At 71.4% G+C, this 16,325-nt stretch carries 13 protein-coding genes and 1 pseudogene; 9 read left to right on the forward strand and 5 right to left on the reverse strand.

The window, feature by feature from the left end; all coding sequences use genetic code 11:
• Positions 1-1,108: sorbosone dehydrogenase family protein (locus tag E1182_RS03435; RefSeq protein WP_243706008.1), on the reverse strand; the 1,108-nt coding region annotated here is incomplete at its 3' end.
• 514 nt (positions 1,109-1,622) lie between these two features.
• Between E1182_RS03435 and E1182_RS03440 the strand changes: the two genes are divergently transcribed.
• The 5 genes from E1182_RS03440 to E1182_RS32790 all read left to right on the forward strand — a co-directional run bounded on the left by E1182_RS03440 (position 1,623) and on the right by E1182_RS32790 (position 9,763).
• The gene (locus tag E1182_RS03440; RefSeq protein WP_132261149.1) at positions 1,623-2,630 is read left to right on the forward strand and encodes a LacI family DNA-binding transcriptional regulator; all 1,008 of its coding nucleotides are present in this window, start codon (positions 1,623-1,625) and stop codon (positions 2,628-2,630) included.
• Between the two features lie 181 nt (positions 2,631-2,811).
• Positions 2,812-3,954: a multiple monosaccharide ABC transporter substrate-binding protein gene (chvE, locus tag E1182_RS03445; RefSeq protein WP_132261150.1), complete on the forward strand. Its 1,143-nt coding sequence runs from the start codon at positions 2,812-2,814 to the stop codon at positions 3,952-3,954.
• An 87-nt stretch (positions 3,955-4,041) separates the two neighbouring features.
• The gene (mmsA, locus tag E1182_RS03450; protein ID WP_132261191.1) at positions 4,042-5,580 is read left to right on the forward strand and encodes a multiple monosaccharide ABC transporter ATP-binding protein; all 1,539 of its coding nucleotides are present in this window, start codon (positions 4,042-4,044) and stop codon (positions 5,578-5,580) included.
• The gene (gene mmsB / locus E1182_RS03455) at positions 5,577-6,827 is read left to right on the forward strand and encodes a multiple monosaccharide ABC transporter permease (RefSeq protein WP_132261151.1); all 1,251 of its coding nucleotides are present in this window, start codon (positions 5,577-5,579) and stop codon (positions 6,825-6,827) included. The genes mmsA and mmsB overlap by 4 nt, the downstream gene beginning before the upstream one ends.
• Before the next feature lie 434 nt (positions 6,828-7,261).
• Entirely contained in the window at positions 7,262-9,763 is a 2,502-nt protein-coding gene (locus E1182_RS32790) for a rhamnogalacturonan lyase (protein ID WP_305792119.1), read from the forward strand.
• A gap of 48 nt (positions 9,764-9,811) precedes the next feature.
• Here E1182_RS32790 and E1182_RS03465 read toward each other — a convergent pair whose 3' ends face one another.
• Both E1182_RS03465 and E1182_RS03470 read right to left on the reverse strand, forming a co-directional pair.
• A complete protein-coding gene (locus E1182_RS03465) occupies positions 9,812-10,525 on the reverse strand; it encodes a hypothetical protein (protein WP_132261153.1) in 714 nt (237 codons plus the stop codon).
• Positions 10,518-11,072, reverse strand: a complete 555-nt coding sequence (locus tag E1182_RS03470) for an RNA polymerase sigma factor (protein WP_132261154.1) — start codon at positions 11,070-11,072, stop codon at positions 10,518-10,520. The genes E1182_RS03465 and E1182_RS03470 overlap by 8 nt, the downstream gene beginning before the upstream one ends.
• 99 nt (positions 11,073-11,171) lie before the next feature.
• On the opposite strand from E1182_RS03470, the gene E1182_RS03475 reads away from it, so the two are divergent.
• From E1182_RS03475 to E1182_RS03490, 4 genes are all read left to right on the forward strand, one after another.
• Positions 11,172-12,413, forward strand: a complete 1,242-nt coding sequence (locus E1182_RS03475) for a YncE family protein (protein WP_132261192.1) — start codon at positions 11,172-11,174, stop codon at positions 12,411-12,413.
• A 97-nt stretch (positions 12,414-12,510) separates the two neighbouring features.
• Positions 12,511-13,194 (forward strand): hypothetical protein, encoded by a 684-nt coding sequence (locus E1182_RS03480; protein WP_132261155.1) that lies wholly within the window; start codon positions 12,511-12,513, stop codon positions 13,192-13,194.
• A gap of 5 nt (positions 13,195-13,199) precedes the next feature.
• Complete coding sequence (locus E1182_RS03485; RefSeq protein WP_132261156.1) at positions 13,200-14,885, forward strand: hypothetical protein; 1,686 nt, start codon at positions 13,200-13,202, stop codon at positions 14,883-14,885.
• 9 nt (positions 14,886-14,894) lie between these two features.
• The gene (locus E1182_RS03490) at positions 14,895-15,248 is read left to right on the forward strand and encodes a hypothetical protein (protein ID WP_132261157.1); all 354 of its coding nucleotides are present in this window, start codon (positions 14,895-14,897) and stop codon (positions 15,246-15,248) included.
• A 117-nt stretch (positions 15,249-15,365) separates the two neighbouring features.
• Here the strand turns inward: E1182_RS03490 and E1182_RS31925 are convergent.
• Both E1182_RS31925 and E1182_RS03495 read right to left on the reverse strand, forming a co-directional pair.
• Positions 15,366-15,563 (reverse strand): annotated as a pseudogene (locus E1182_RS31925) (IS1380 family transposase); the annotation flags it as partial.
• Between the two features lie 101 nt (positions 15,564-15,664).
• A complete protein-coding gene (locus E1182_RS03495; RefSeq protein WP_132261158.1) occupies positions 15,665-16,255 on the reverse strand; it encodes an L-2-amino-thiazoline-4-carboxylic acid hydrolase in 591 nt (196 codons plus the stop codon).
• Positions 16,256-16,325: the final 70 nt, after the last annotated feature.

Raw genomic sequence — 16,325 nt, forward strand, 5'->3', positions numbered from 1 at the left:
GCGGGGTGGTGTCGCGCGGTGGGAAGCGCAGGATCCGGTCGTCGGTGGCTGCCGGGGACCCACGCCCGTCCCGGTTGCTGCTGGTGACCCAGAGCCAGCCGTCCGGGCCGTACTCGACGGTCCGCAGCCGTCCGTACGTGCCGACGAGTTCGGCCACCGGGGTACCGACGCCGGTGCCGGCGAGCGGTACGTTCCACAACCGGGCGCCGCGCAGGGCGGCCACGTAGAGCCGGTTGCCGGCCACCGCCGCCCCGCTGGGGGATGCCTGGGCGGTCGACCAGACCAGCAGCGGGTCGCGGAACCGTGGGTCGTTGCCGCGGCCCTCGACCGTCGGCCAGCCGTAGTTGCCGCCGGCGATGATCACGTTCACCTCGTCCCACGCGTTCTGCCCGAACTCGGTGGCGAGCAGCCGGCCCTGCGCGTCCCAGGCCAGGCCCTGCACGTTGCGGTGGCCGAGGCTGTAGACCAGGGAGCCGGGGAAGGGATTGTCCGGGGGTGCCGAGCCGTCCGGCCGCATACGCAGGATCTTGCCGTTACGGCTCCGCGGGTCCTGCGCGGCTGCCGTCTGCCCGGCGTCGCCGACTCCCGCGTAGAGCATCCCGTCCGGGCCGAACGCGATCCGGCCGCCGTTGTGGACGTTGGCCCGGGCCAGGCCGGTGAGGATTGGCTGCTGGGTCTGCGGCGCGGTGGGCCGGAACCGGACGATCCGGTTGTCGGAGGTGGTGGTCAGGTAGACGTAGACGTAACCGTCCTGGGCGTAGGTGGGGGAGACGGCCAACCCGAGCAGGCCGCCTTCCCCGCTGGCGGCGACGCCGGAGATCTGGGCCACCGGTTCCGGGGACTGCCCGGACCGGACCCGGAGGATCTGGCCGGAGTTGCGCATCGCCACCAGGGCGCTGCCGTCGGGCAGGAAGTCCATCCCCCAGGGGACGGTCAGACCGGTGGCGACGGTCTCCGGTCGGGTGAGGTCGAAATCGCCGACGGCCAGCGTCGAGCCGTCTCCGCCGAAGGGAGCGGCCGACGTCGTCCGGGCGAGCGCGCCGGCTCCGAGACCGGCGACCGTGCAACCGGCGACGACCGCTGTCACCATCATCGACCGTACGCGCACGACGACCACCTCCACCAAAGTGACTTTTGTCAATATAGAGGATGGCGGGTCGGTGTGCAGGGGTGCTGTTGCCCGCCGCCGGACGGATGGGAGGTGACCGGCTGGCCGCCCCCGCCCACCGTCGACGGTCCGAACTCGCCGTGGCGAGAGGAATGTTATCGCTAACATTGTCGGCGGCCCTCTCGTCGCTCCGCGACCTTGAGAACCGGCCGCTGCGGCGACCCGGCCAACGACGATCATCACGGTCTGGGCGGCGGCAGGAATGCTCGGCCCCGCCGACGTCGAAAGCTGGTGGCCACCGCGCGTGAGGCGTCCTGCGTCCGCTGAACCGGCCTGACGCCCGGCCCACCGGGCGGGTCGGGCGTAACGCTGCCGCGTCACCGGTTGGCGTAGAGTGTCCCTGCCAGCGCTCTCCGCCCGATGAGACGTGCACCTCGGGTGCCGGGAGACGACCGGGCAGTGATGCCCCGGTCCGCCACGGACGGGGTGACCAAGGGGCAGGTGGGGTAGCGAGATGGCGGTACGCGGTCCGGCGATGACCGATGTGGCCCGTCTCGCCGGCGTCTCCCACCAGACGGTGTCGCGGGTGCTCAACGGGCACCCCTACGTCCGCGAGCAGACTCGGCTGCGGGTCGAGGCGGCCATCGCCGAGCTCGGCTACCGGCCCAACCGGGCCGCCCGTGCCCTGGTCACCGGCCGCTCGCAGGTGATCGGCGTGGTCGCGCAGAACACCACCCTCTACGGCCCGGCCTCCCTGCTGGCCGCCCTGGAGCAGGTCGCCGCCGAGGCCGGCTTCGCCGTCAGCGTGGGCAGCGTTCGTGACCTGGACCACCGGTCGATCTCGGCGGTGGTGGAGCGGCACCTGGCGCACGGGGTCGCCGGCATCGTGGTGATCGCGCCGGTCGAGTCGGCCGGTCCGGCGCTGGAGCGGCTGCCGAAGGAGGTGCCGCTGGTCACCGTCGACGGCGACCCGCGCCGGTTGGTCCCGCTGGTGACGGTCGACCAGGCGGCCGGCGCACGGCAGGCCACCCAGCATCTGCTCGACGCGGGGCACCGCACGGTCTGGCACGTGTCCGGCCCGGCCGACTGGTTCGACAGCGCCGGCCGGATCAAGGGCTGGCGGGAGGCGCTGCTGGCGGCGGGGGCCGAGGTGCCGACGCCGGTGCCCGCGGACTGGTCCGCATCCTCCGGGTACCGGTGCGGGCAGATGCTGGCGCGGATGCCTGAGGTCACGGCCGTGTTCACCGCCAACGACCACCTCGCGCTCGGCGTGCTGCGCGCCCTGCACGAGTACGGCCGGCGGGTGCCGGACGAGATCAGCGTGGTGGGGTTCGACGACGTGCCCGAGGCCGCGTACTTCATCCCGCCGCTGACCACGGTGCGGCCGGACTTCGCCGCGGTGGCTCGGGCGAGCCTCGATCTGCTGCTGACCCAGATCGAGGGCGAGAGCGGCGGCGAGCTGCGCCAGACCATCGCTCCCACCCTGGTGATCCGGGACAGCGTCGCCGCGCCGCCGGCCTGATCGACGGGCGTGCCCCAGCGCGAATGACACCTTTCCATCGCTCTTGCCCCTGTTACGAGACCGTGACGTAGAGATTTCGCCGCACCCGTTGACGATCCCTTTGTGAGCGCTAACACTCAGCCCCTGAACGTGTTACCGGTGCGGCCCTGCCGTCGGTGGGAGTTTCGAGAGGAGCAAGCCTGTGAGCAGGAAATTCCTGGCTGCTGTGGGTAGCGCTGCGCTGGCGCTGACCCTGGCTGCCTGTGGTGGTGAGGGTGCCGGTAGTGGTGGCGACACCAGCGACAAGAAGCCGGCCGATCTGACGATCGGCGTCTCGATGCCGACGCAGACCTCCGAGCGGTGGATCGCGGACGGCAACGCCGTGAAGCAGAAGCTCGAGTCGAAGGGTTACAAGGTCGACCTGCAGTACGCGGGCGACGACATCCCGACCCAGTCCCAGCAGGTCGACCAGATGATCACCCGGGGCGCGGACGTGCTGGTGATCGCGGCGATCGACGGCACCGCGCTGTCCAGCCAGCTGCAGACGGCAGCGGACGCGAAGATCCCGGTCATCGCGTACGACCGGCTCATCCGGGACAGCAAGAACGTCGACTTCTACGTCAGCTTCGACAACTACAAGGTCGGCGTCGCCCAGGCGACCGCCCTGCTGGTCGGCCTCGGCCTGCAGAACAAGGACGGGTCGAAGGGCACGGCGACCGGGCCGTTCAACGTCGAGCTCTTCGCCGGCTCGCTGGACGACAACAACGCCCACTTCTTCTACAACGGCGCGATGGACACCCTCAAGCCGTACATCGACAACAAGTCGCTGGTGGTCAAGTCGGGCCAGACGAAGATCGAGCAGGTGGCGACCCTGCGCTGGCAGCAGGAGACCGCGCAGAAGCGCATGGAGGACCTGCTCACCTCCGCCTACAACGACGGCGCGAAGATCGACGGCGTCCTGTCGCCGTACGACGGCCTGTCCCGCGGGATCATCACCGCGCTGCAGAACGCCGGGTACGGTGGCGCGGGCAAGAAGATGCCGGTGGTCACCGGCCAGGACGCGGAGATCGCCTCGGTCAAGCTGATCAACGACGGCGTGCAGGGCTCCACCATCTTCAAGGACACCCGTCTGTTGGCCGAGCAGGCCGTGGTCGCGGCGGAGGCGTACCTGCAGGGCAAGGAGCCGCAGGCCAACGACGTCAAGACCTACGACAACGGGGTGAAGGTCGTCCCGTCGTTCCTCCTGCCGGTGCAGACGGTCTACAAGGACGACATCAAGCCGGTCCTGATCGACTCCGGCTACTGGTCGGCCGAGGAGGTCGCCTCGGGCCAGGCCAAGAGCTGACCCGACCGTGCGGGCCCGGTGACCACGGCCGCCGGGCCCGCACCCCATTTCGCAGTACGACCAGGATCGACGATCAGGACGATGACCATGGACGACACCATCCTCGAGATGCGCGGCATCACGAAGAGGTTCCCCGGGGTGACGGCCCTCCAGGACGTCAACCTCGCGGTGCGGCGCGGCGAGATCCACGCCATCTGCGGCGAGAACGGCGCCGGCAAATCCACCCTCATGAAGGTGCTGTCGGGCGTCTACCCATCCGGCTCCTACGAGGGGGAAGTCGTCTTCGACGGCAAGCCCGTGCACTTCCGCGGCATCCGGGACAGCGAGGCCCAGGGCATCGTTATCATTCACCAGGAACTCGCCCTGGTGCCGTACCTGTCGATCGCGGAGAACATCTTCCTCGGCAACGAGCGGCGCGGGCGCGGCGGCCTGATCGACTGGAACCGGGCCAACGCCGACGCCGGAACCCTGCTGGAGTCCGTCGGGCTTCGCGAGAACCCGGTCACTCCGGTCATCCAGCTCGGCGTCGGCAAGCAACAACTGGTGGAGATCGCCAAGGCGTTGTCCAAGCAGGTTCGGCTGCTCATCCTCGACGAGCCGACCGCGGCCCTCAACGACGTGGACTCGGCGCACCTGCTCGATCTGCTGCGTCGGCTGCGGGAGCAGGGCATCACCTGCATCATGATCTCCCACAAGCTGAACGAGATCACCGCGATCGCCGACTCCACCACGGTCATCCGCGACGGTCGCACCGTGGAGACGCTCGACGTGCGCTCCGGCGGGGTGACCCAGGAGCGGATCATCCGCGGCATGGTCGGCCGTGACCTCGACAGCTTCTACCCCGACCGGGTGTCGTCCCCGGGCGAGGAGGTGCTGCGCATCGAGGACTGGAGCGTGCGGCACCCCACCCAGGACCGTCTGGTCGTCGAGGGCGTCAACCTGCGCGTCCGGGCCGGCGAGGTGGTCGGCATCGCCGGGCTGATGGGTGCCGGGCGCACCGAGCTGGCGATGAGTGTCTTCGGTCGGTCCTACGGACGCGACATCAGGGGTCGCCTGATCGTCCGAGGCCGGGAGGTGAAGGCCCGTACCGTGGCCGAGGCGATCGACAACGGCATCGCCTATGTCACCGAAGACCGCAAGCGCTTCGGTCTCAACCTCATTGACGACATCCGCCGTAACGTCTCCGCCGCCGCGTTGGGCAAGCTCGCGCGGCTGGGCTGGGTGAACGGCAACGAGGAGATCAAGGTCGCCGAGCAGAGCCGCCGCGACCTGAACATCAAGACCCCGAGTGTGATGGCGGTGGTCGGCAAGCTCTCCGGCGGCAACCAGCAGAAGGTGGTGCTGTCGAAGTGGCTGTTCACCGATCCGGACGTACTGATCCTCGACGAGCCGACGCGCGGTATCGACGTCGGAGCGAAGTTCGAGATCTACACGATCATCAACCGGCTGGTGGCCGACGGGAAGGCCGTGATCGTCATTTCCTCGGAACTGCCGGAACTGCTCGGAATGTGCGATCGGATCTACACCCTCTCCGCCGGACGGATCACCGGTGAGGTGCCGATCGGTATGGCGACCCAGGAGAACCTCATGGAGCTCATGACGAAGGACAAGGAGCCCGTCGGATGACCAGCACCAAGAACCCCTCGACGCGGCCCACCGCCTCCTCCGGCAGTACCCCCGCCGCGGCCCTGCACACCGGGGCCAGCGACGTGCGGACGCTGCTGATGGGCAACCTGCGGCAGAGCGGGATCTACGTCGCGCTGGTCGTCATCGTCGCGCTCTTCGCGATCATGACCGATGGCGTCTCGTTGAGCCCCGGCAACATCACGAACATCGTCCTGCAGTACTCCTACATCCTGGTCCTCGCGATCGGCATGGTGATCGTGATCATCGGCGGTCACATCGACCTGTCGGTGGGGTCGGTGGTCGCGCTCAGCGGCGCGGTCTCCGCCGTGCTCGTCATCCGGCAGGGGCAACCCTGGTGGGTCGGCATCCTGGCCGCGTTGGCCGTCGGTGTCGCGGTCGGTGCCTGGCACGGTTTCTGGGTCGCCTACGTCGGGATTCCGGCGTTCATCGTGACCCTGGCCGGCATGCTGCTGTTCCGCGGGCTCACCCTGCGGGTGCTCGACAACATCTCGCTGTCGCCGTTCCCGGCCGAGTACCAGCAGGTCGCGGCCGGTTTCCTCAACGGGCTGATCGGTGGAGACGGCTATGACGCCTTCACCCTGCTCGTCGGCGCGCTCGCGGTGGCCGGGTACGCGGTCAGCGGCTTCCGCACCCGCGTCGCCCGCGTCCGTTACCAGCAGCCCGTCGAGTCGTTCCCGCTCTTCGTGGCCCGGGTGGTCGCCGTCGGTGCCGTCATCATGTACTTCGCGTGGCAGTTGGCCCACGCCCGGGGACTGCCGATCGTGCTGATCATCCTTGCGGTCCTCGTCCTGGTCTACGGGCTGCTGACCCGGCGTACCGTCTTCGGTCGCCAGGTCTACGCGATCGGCGGCAACCTGTCGGCGGCGACGCTGTCGGGCGTGAAGGTCAAGACGGTCAACTTCTGGATGTTCGTCAACATGGGCTTCCTGGCGGCCATCGCCGGGGTCATCTACTCCTCCCGCTCCAACGGCGCGCAGCCGGCCGCCGGCAACATGTTCGAACTCGACGCGATCGCCGCGGCGTTCATCGGCGGCGCGGCAGTCACCGGCGGGGTGGGCACGGTCGTCGGCGCCATGGTCGGTGGCCTGATCATGGCGGTGATGAGCAACGGTATGCAGCTCATGGGCGTGGACCAGTCGTTGCAGTCGGTGGTGAAGGGGCTCGTGCTGCTCATCGCCGTGGCCTTCGACGTCTGGAACAAGCGCCGCGCCGGCGCCGCCCGCTGACGCGGTACGCCACGGGTCGGGCCAGCCGGCCCCACCCGTCGGCGTCCACCCCACCAACTTCATCAACACCGGCGGCAGGGCCGGCGCACACTCCGTGAGGGACGGGAGTGCGCCGGCCCTGCCGCCGTTGTTGCGCAGCCGTCCCCGATCGGTGGAGAGAAACCGCCGGGGTCGGCGATGTCGTCTTTCCGGGCCGTGTCGCCAGGAGCCGAGGGCCGCTAATATATCTAAATCCTTGATCCTTAAAACGTTTCACGAAGTGTTGGCATCCGGCCCCGTCGGGCACCCCGCGCCGGCAGAGGTCCGCTGGACCACCATCGGCCGCGCCCGGCATCGACCCAGGAGACCAGATGAGTCCTCGCACCAGATCCCGTCGCGGACTCGCCGCGACATCAGGGGCACTGCTGGCGGCTGTCTGCGCCATCGCCGTGCCCGTGGCATCCCTCCCGGCCTCGGCCGATCCTGGACGCGGCGGTTCCGGCCGCGTCCAACTGGAGCACCTCGACCGCGGGCTGGTCGCCGCGACCACCAGCGACGGCGTCTTCCTCAGCTGGCGCCTGCTCGGGCACGAGGTCACCGGTGCCTCCGCCACCGGCATGACCGGGTCGAACTTCCATGTCTACCGCGACGGCAAGCGGATCGCGACGGTCACCGACAGCACCAACTACCTGGACCGGGCCGGCACCGCCACGGCCAGGTACCGGGTGGCGGCGGTCGCCGACGGGCACGAGGTCGACCGGAGCGCGACGGTGACCGCCTGGTCGGATGCCTTCCGTGACCTGCCGCTGCGCAAGCCGGCCGACGGCGTCACCCCGGCGGGGGAGAGCTACACCTACTCCGCCGGCGACCTCAGCGTCGGCGACGTCGACGGCGACGGCCAGTACGAGTACATCGTCAAGTGGGATCCGTCGAACGCCAAGGACGTCTCGCAGGTCGGCTACACCGGCAACGTCCTCATCGACGCGTACGAGTCGGACGGCACGCTGCTGTACCGCGTCGACCTGGGCGTCAACATCCGCGCCGGCGCGCACTACACCCAGTTCCTGGTCTACGACTTCGACGGCGACGGCCGCTCGGAGATGATGTTCAAGACCGCGCCCGGTACGAAGATCACCCGGTACGCCACGACCGGCGAGGTCATCTCCGAGCGGTACATCAAACTCCCGCAGAAGGACGTCCGGGCGGGCGTCTCGCACACCGACGACTACCGCCTCAGTCCGACCGACTACTACGAGCACGTGGTGGAGATGTTCCGGCAGTGGCACCGCCACCCCGAGGTGGTGGCCGGACGCTGGCCCGCCACCCTGGAGCAGGCCTTCGGCATCGAGCCGCGCTACCAGTACCCGCTGTCGCAGCAGGACGCGCAGGCCCTCGCGGACCACTTCATGGACGTCTACGCCCCCAGTCGCAGCACCCGCAACAACCTGCGGGCGTTCCAGGGCTTCATCCTGCACGGGCCCGAGTACCTCACCGTCTTCGACGGCGCCACCGGACGGGACCTGCACACCGTCGACTACCAGCCCGGACGGCACGACGACGGCCTCAGGTGGGGCGACTACGCGATGGCGCGCATCGAGCCGGGAAACCGGGTCGACCGGTTCCTCGCCGGCGTGGCGTACCTGGACGGCCGCCGCCCGTCGGCGGTCTTCGCCCGTGGCTACTACACGCGTTCGACGCTCGCCGCCTACCGCTGGGACGGCGAGCGGTTGACGCAGAACTGGTACGTCGACAGTGGGTGGACGCCCATGACCAACCCGTTCAACGACAGCCCCCACGGCCGGGACGGCGCCGACCCGCGGTTCGGCACGATCACGACCCAGGGTCAGCACTCGCTCAGCGCGGCCGACGTGGACGCCGACGGCAAGCAGGAGATCGTCTACGGCGGGGCCACCATCGACCATGACGGCACCCTGCTGTACAGCTCGTTCGGGCCCATGCCGCCGGAGAGCGCCGACCCCGGCGCGTCGGCCAGGATCGGTCACGGCGACGCCATGCACGTCACCGACATCGACCCCGGCCGTCCAGGGCTGGAGATCTACGAGGTGCACGAGGGCGGGCGGTGGGCGCCGTACGGCTACAGCCTGCGCGACGGCGCCACCGGCCAGCTGATCTACGGTGGCTACACCGGAGTCGACACCGGTCGCGGCATGATCGGTGACGTCGTCCCCGAGCACCCCGGCCTGGAGACCTGGTGCTCGCAGCCCTCCGGGTCGATCAGCGGCCTCGGGCTGCGCGGCGCGGACGGGGCGCGACTCGGAGACCGGGTGCCCGGCACGAACCAGAGCATCAGGTGGGCCGCCGACATGACCACCCAGATCGTCGGCGGTTCGCTGGAGGTCACGCCGACCATCGGCGACTGGCGACGCGGCACCCTGCTCACCGCCGAGGGGACCCGCACGAACAACCACACGAAGGGCAACCCCGGCCTCGTCGCCGACGTCTTCGGCGACTGGCGGGAGGAGATGCTGGTGCGGACGGCGGACAGCTCGGCGATCCGGATCTACCTGAGCACCGAGGTGACCGACCGCAAGCTGTACACGCTCATGCATGATCCGCAGTACCGTGCCGAGGTGGCCCGGCAACAGACGACGTACAACCAGCCGTCGTACCCGAGCTTCTACCTCGGCTCGGACATCAACTTCTCCCAGGTGCCGGTGCCGAAGATCTGGGCTCCGGGCAGCGTCGCCGCGCTCGGCGACCAGCTCGACGCGCAGGTCCGTGCGGGCGAGGTGTCCGGCCTCGTGGTGCTGCGGCTGAAGGTGGCGCTCGTCGAGGCCGAGTACCAGCTCGACCGGGGCCGGCAGTCCGCGGCGGTCCGGGCGCTGGAGCGCTTCGTCCGGGACCTCGGGCAGGTCAAGCGCCCGAGCCGGGTCTCCGATTCCGCGTACGCGACGCTCACCTACCAGGCCAGGGCCGTGATCGCGATGCTGTCCTGACCGGGCGGGCCGGGAGGGCTTTCCACGGCCCTCCCGGCCTGCCGCACGTCACCTCAGGGAGGCCGCGATCCCGACGGCCTCGGCTGCGGTGAGCTGGCCCTCGAGCCGGTAGGTGACCCCCGCGTCCTGCCAGACCAGGGTCGCGGCCGCCAGGCGGGCGCTCTCCACCCGGACCGCGCCGTCGCGGTCCACGTAGGACACCGGGTGTGGGCCGCCGATCCAGATCGCCGGCTCCTCACCGACCTGCACCCACTGGGTGCCCGGCCCGCCCGCCTGCTTGAAGAAGACCCCGTCGAGGCGACCGTCGAAGGCGTCCAGACGCAGCGCGCCGCCCCGGTAGAGCAGGGTCGCGACCCGGTGGCTGCCGGTGCTGTCCGGGTCGGCCACCAGCACCTGCTCGGGCGGGCCCAGCTTCGCCGGTACCCGGATCGGGAACCGCACCGCGCGCTGCGCCTCGTCGAACCCGGCCGGCCGCTGCGCCGGCAACGGCGACGGGGAGCCGGTCGGCAGCGCCGGCGGGGACGACGTGCTGATGGTGATCCCGGCGAAGCGCAGCAGACCCGCCACGGCGTCGGCGAGCGCGGCCCGTCCCGGCGGCAGCGCCGCGACCACCAGCGCGGTCGACACCACCGCGACCAGATACCGCCACCGGCGCCGCTTGGGTGCGGCGAGCCGCGCGCGGACCCGGGTCACCACCTCGGGCGGGTCGGGGGTCTCCAGCCAGGCCGACAGGTCCCGCAGCTCGCGCTCCAGGTCATCCACGGGCGACCTCCTCGACGGCGAGCAGACCGCGCAGCTTGGCAAGGGCCCGGGAGGTCCGCGACTTCACCGTGCCCCGGGGCCAGCCCAGCATCGTGACCGTCTCGTCCTCGTTGAGGTCGAGGAAGTACCGGCAGACGATCACCTCCCGGTCCTTGACCGGAAGCATGCGCAGGGCCCGCACCAGCGCGGCGCGGCGCTCCCCGGCCAGCACGGTGCCGACCGCGGCGTCCTCGGCGACCTCCGACTGCGGGTTCGCCGTCGCCGCCCGCAGCACGAGCCCGTGGCGCCGGTCGCGGGACCGGTGCAGGTTGCGCGTCTCGTTGGCCACGATCGCCAGCAGCCAGGAGCGGAAGGACGACTCCCCGCGGTATCGGGAGAGCTTGTGGTACCCCTTCACGAACGCCTCCTGGATCACGTCCTCCGCGTCCGAACCCGCGCCCAGCAGCGTCGCCGTCCGGTACGCGGCCGCGGTGTACCGGGCGACCAGAAACTCGTACGCCTTCCGGTCACCTGCCCGCGCGCGGGTGACAGCCTCGTCGTCGTTCAGGGCAACCTCCGCCTTCGATCACACTGTTGACACCGCCGGGCCGGCGTCGGTTCCACCACGCCGGAACCCGCGTCCGGTCGGTGGTGTCAGGGGAGCATGATGGCGAAGAGCACCTTTCCGCGTCGCACCGTCCTGACCGCGCTCGCCGGCGCCGGCGCCGCTGCGCTGGTCGGCTGCGAGCCGGCCCGACGTCCCCCCACGGCGATCCCCGATCCACTGCTGGTCGACCTCGACGGCGGAGTCGGCCTGTTACGCGGCACGGACCGGGAGACGATCCCGCACGCCGTAGCCGCTCCGGACGGGCGGGTGGTGCACGCGACCGCCTCGGAAGGAGCCGACACCGCCTGCTGGCGCCTCGACGTGTCGACCGGCCACACCTCGCAGCACGTCACGTTGCCCGGCCGCTGGGTGCCGCAGACGGTTTCCACCGACGGCTCGCTGGTGGCGCTGACCCCGGACGCGGTGAGCGTCACCGCCGCACGTCCCGGCCCCCGGGACGTCACGCCCGTGCTGGTCGTCGACTCCGACGGGATCCGGCACCGGCTCCGGTTGCCGGGCAACGTGGTGCCGGAGGCGTTCACCGACGACCGGTCCGGGCTCTTCGTGCTGGAGTGGCTGCCGCCGCACGCGCCGGACCGCTACCGGGTCCGCGTCGTCGACCTCGCCACCGGCACCGCCGCCGCGTTGTCCACCCGGGACAAGAGGCCCGTCCCGGCCGGCGCGGAGGAGGAGATGCGCGGCGACGGGCGGCAGGCGGTGCTGGCCCCGAACCGCACCATCCTCTACACGCTCTACACCCACCAGCCCGACCACCAGCACACCCGGGACCTGGTCAGCGGGCGGCCGGGCGACGTGCACGCGTTCGTGCACACCCTGCACCTCGGCGGCCGGTGGGCGTACTGCATCGACCTGCCACACCCGTTCGGCGAGGGGCCGGCGAACGGGCACGCCATGGCGCTCAGCCCGGACGGCAGCCGCCTGCTGGTCACCGACGTCACCTCGGGCGCCGTCGCGGAGATCTCCACCGAGGAGTTGACGGTGCGCCGCACCGCCACGCTGGCCGGCGGCACCGGGCCCGCGTACGCGGTGGCCGACCGGGACCGCCTGATCGTCGGCGCCGGCCGAACCCTGCGCGTCGTCGACCTCGCGGGCCTCCGCGTCGCCGCCGAGCGGCCCGTCCGCGACCCGGTCACCGGTCTGCTCCGCGGTCCGGGCGGCGCACGCCTGTACGTGGGCCAGGACGCCGCGGTGAGCTGGCACGATCCCACCACCGCCGAGGAGGTCGGCCGGGCGGCCGTGCCGGGGCTGGCGGGACTGTGTGCCCCGGCCGTCCCGGCCTGACGACGCGCGTTCCTCGCGGACACGCCGGTCAGCCGGTAACTGGCGCATGTCGGACAGTAGCGATCACGGTGCTGCCGGGTGCGTCGATGATGGACCCATGATTCCGTGGACCTCGCCCGGTCCGGGCGGCGGGGAGCCACCGACGGCGCGCGGCCCGCTGGCCGCGTCGCCGCTGGATCCGCTGCCGCCGCGCATGGTGCCGCCGCCGCCCCCGCCGAGCGGTCGCACGTTGCCGCCCACCGCGCATGTGCTGGTGGCCGCGGTCCTGATCCTCGGCAACCCGTGGGTGTTCCCGGTGCTCTTCGAGTGGGTGTACGACCTGCCCGACGCCGACGGTTTCGCCGGGCTCGTCGCCGAGCTCGGCGAGATGACCGTGTTCGCGCTGCGTTGGCCGCACTGGGATCCGCGGCTCGCCGACCCCCGAATGCTGGGCTACGCGCTGGCACAGAATTCGCGGACGCTGCTGTTCGTCCTGGTCACGGTCTGGCTGCTGCGCCGGCTGGCCACCGGCGCCCCGCCCCGGCGGGCGTACCGGGTGCTCGCCACGTTCGCCGCGCCCCTGGTGGGTGCGGCGGTCGCGGCGATCGGCGTCACCGCCCTGCTCGTCATCGTCGACGGCGTGCACGTCTACGGCTACCGCGACGATGCGGCGCGGATGGTGCGCGACATGCTGGCCGGCGGGCTGCACGCCGGGTTCGTGCTGGGGACGCTGCTGGCCTGGATCCAGGCCAGCCGGCCCGGCCCGGCCGCCGCCGACGTTTTCGCGACCGACCGGAGGTGAACGCGATGCTGCGCCAGAGCGTGGGGTCCGGGCGGGACGCGCCGCGACCGCGACCGGAAGCCAGCGAGGCCACCCGCTATCTGTGCGCCGCCGCGCACACCGACGAGTCCTTCGCCGAAAGGGCGCTGGCCGAGGCGGTCGACGACGACCTGCGTGCGGTGGCTCCGTCGGTGGGCTTCGACCTGACGTCGGTGCTGCGGCACTGCCTGCACGCCCGTCAGCGGCGACGTCGGCGGGACCTGCGCCTGGTGGTCGCCGGCGGTCTCGCGGTGCTGCTCGCGCCGCTGTGGACGCTGCTGGCCGGTACGGTGATGGTGGTCGGCACGAAACTGGCCCCGTTCCGGCCGAGCCGACACGGCCTGGTGGGGCCGGTGGCGGCGCTGTTCTCGGTGGCGTTGGTCGCCCTGGTGCTGCTCGTCCAGCTCCCGGGCGTCGGCGGGTCCGAGGGGGAATCCGGCCTGCCCGGCTGGTTCGTCGGCCGGCCGGTGCTGGCCCTGCCCTTCGGTGTGGTCGCGTACCTGGTGCTGGTGGCCCATCTGCTGGGCACCCGGCGGCTGCTGGTGACCCAGTTGCGGCGTGGCCGGTTCCGTCCGCCGGGCGCCGACGCCGCGCGGGACGGCCGGTACGCCGACCGCCTGGCCGCCGTCGACGAGGCCCAGCGGGGCAACGTCACGGTCTACGGCGGGTACGTGCCGTTCGTCGGACACGGCACCCCGGTCGCCGGCTGGTCGTTCGCCCTGCCGATCGTTCCGGCCGGCCATGGGTCGCTGCTGTCCGGCGTACCACCCGACCCGGCGGACCCGCCGGTGTCGTTCGCGGTGGACGACCTGATCGATCACGTCCGGTCGCGGCTCGGGGCGGTCCGGCTGGACGCCTCGGACACCGACCGGCTGCCGGACCTGCGGCTGGAGGACCGGATTTTCGTCGGGGGGCGGCTGCTCACCGACGATCCGCGGTTGCTGCCCGACCGGGAACGAATGCCCCGGCAGCGCTGGACCGACGAGGAGGTCCGGGAGGTCGCCACCCACCCCCGGGGGGTGGCCCGGCACTACCTGTGCGCCCTGGTCCCGTCCTGGGGCGGCGAGGTGGTCGCCAGCACCTTCCTGCACTTCTCCACCGACGGTCGGGTGCTCTATCTGGAGTGCGCCCGTACCCTGCTGGAGCCGCCCCGGTGGGACCATCACGACGTGGACCGGCTGACCGAGTGGCTGCCGGCGAACCAGTTCGCCCAGCTGCTCGTCACCGCCGGCGAGACGCTACTGCGTACGGCGCTCGGGGCGCCGCTGCGGTTGTTGCAGGATCTGATCCGCGCCGTCCGCTTCCACCCGCGGCGGGAGCGGGCCCGGCGGCTGGCCCGGGAGGATCTGGGCCACGACTACGGCGCCCGGGTCGGGGTGCGGGAGCTGGCGGCCGGAACCGGGTACCACAACTACTTCCAGGTGTTGGACGCCGCCAAGCACCTCAAGGTCGTGGAGCGGCACGTGCTGGCCGCCATCGTCGACTTCCTCGACGACCGGGGGGTGGAGACCGCCGAGTTCCGCAACCGGCAGACGATGATCCTCAACCAGGGCGTCATCCAGACCGGCGGGCTCAGCGTGGTGGGTAACCAGGCGGTGGGCTCGGGAGCCCGCGCGGAGCAGCGGAGCGAGGCGGTGCCCACGCCTCGCGCCGGCCAGGCGCCAACGGGGTGAGGGAGCGGCATGGCCGAGATCAACTACGGGATTCAGCAGTCCGGCGGGACCAGCCAGGTCGGCAACCAGGCGGTCGGCCCCGGGGCGTCCGCCACCGGGGGGAGCCTGCACGCCACCGCGCCGCCGGCCGTGGACGTCGCCGGACTGCTGCGGCAGCTGACGGAGGTGGTCGACCGGCACCGCGGTGCGCTGCCGGAGCCGGCGGTGACGGTCGCGGCGCAGGTCCGCGCGGAGCTGTCCCGGCCGGAGCCGCGGCCGGCGCGGGTGGCGGAGCTGCTGCGCCGGCTGGCCGAGCTGGCGGCCCCGGTCGCCCCGGTCGCGGCGGCGGTGACCGAGGTGATCAGGGCGGTGCAGTCCGTCTGATTAGCCTGGATCCGTGGACCCGGCATGGCAAGTTGTGGTCTTCGGCTGCTTGTGAATGCTTGCGTTTGGGGGTGTGTCGAGTCCGCTGGCCTGCGCTGCCAGCTTCCTCCGTCCTTGTGGTCGGCGTTGTGGCCGGGCCAGGCGGGCGGGGACGTTGATGATGTGCTCGCGCTGAGTGGCGCCGCGGGCCACGGCGTAGCAGGTGGTGTTGGTGAGGGTGCCGGCAGCGCGTAGCAGGTTGTGGGTGATCGCGGCGAGCGTGGTCCAGGCGGCGTTGGCCGGGAACGAGCCGGACGGTTGGTGTGCCCAGGTCCCACGGCTGCACCAACGTCTCCTCCGCCGCCGACCTGGCTGATGGGCGTCACCCAGGTCGGCGATCTGGTCACGATCCAGCGCACCTGGGTGGAACTGGCCCGTCAGCGGGCGTCAGCCGCGGGTTCCTCCGGATCGCGCTCGGCGCCGTCCGGCTCCTCCGCGCCGTACCCGTCGACCCGCGCGACGAAGGTGCAGCACGAGGCGCCCTCGCGCATGCACTGCTCGACGCGGTTCTCCACCGGCCGCAGTCCCAGACCCTCGAACCACCCTTCGCGCATCCGCAGGCACGGGCACTGGTAGTGCTCCAGCGTGCCGGCGCGGCGGAGCATGGACAGCGCGAAGTTGCGCCTGCTGTGGACCACGAACTCTCCCGGGCCGGTCGGCTCGCAGTCGAAATCGACCAGCTCCGGCGGCCACATCAGCGTCGGGCAGCGCGCGAACGCGTCCACGACGTCCAGCCACTCGAGTTCGTCGACGGGCTTGCCCAGGCCTTGTGCGACGCTCCGCGCGACGCGCGCCGACACGAACTTCAACGCCTTCGCGTTGATCTCGTTGGCCGCCTCGAACCCGAACCGCGCGGCCACCTCCTGGTACCAGCGGGCGTCGTGCAACCACCACCATTGGAAGAGCTGGTTGGGCACCGGCTCGTTGGCGGCGGGCTTGTCGGTCATGGGCTTGTCGTCGCTTGCCATCGCGCCTCGCTCGTTCTCGTGGGTTGTAGGGACGTTCAGCGTGCCGCCGGTCGGCTCGCTGGGCTGCCGG

This window comes from Micromonospora sp. KC721 (assembly GCF_004348355.1).
Classification (GTDB): Bacteria; Actinomycetota; Actinomycetes; order Mycobacteriales; family Micromonosporaceae; genus Micromonospora.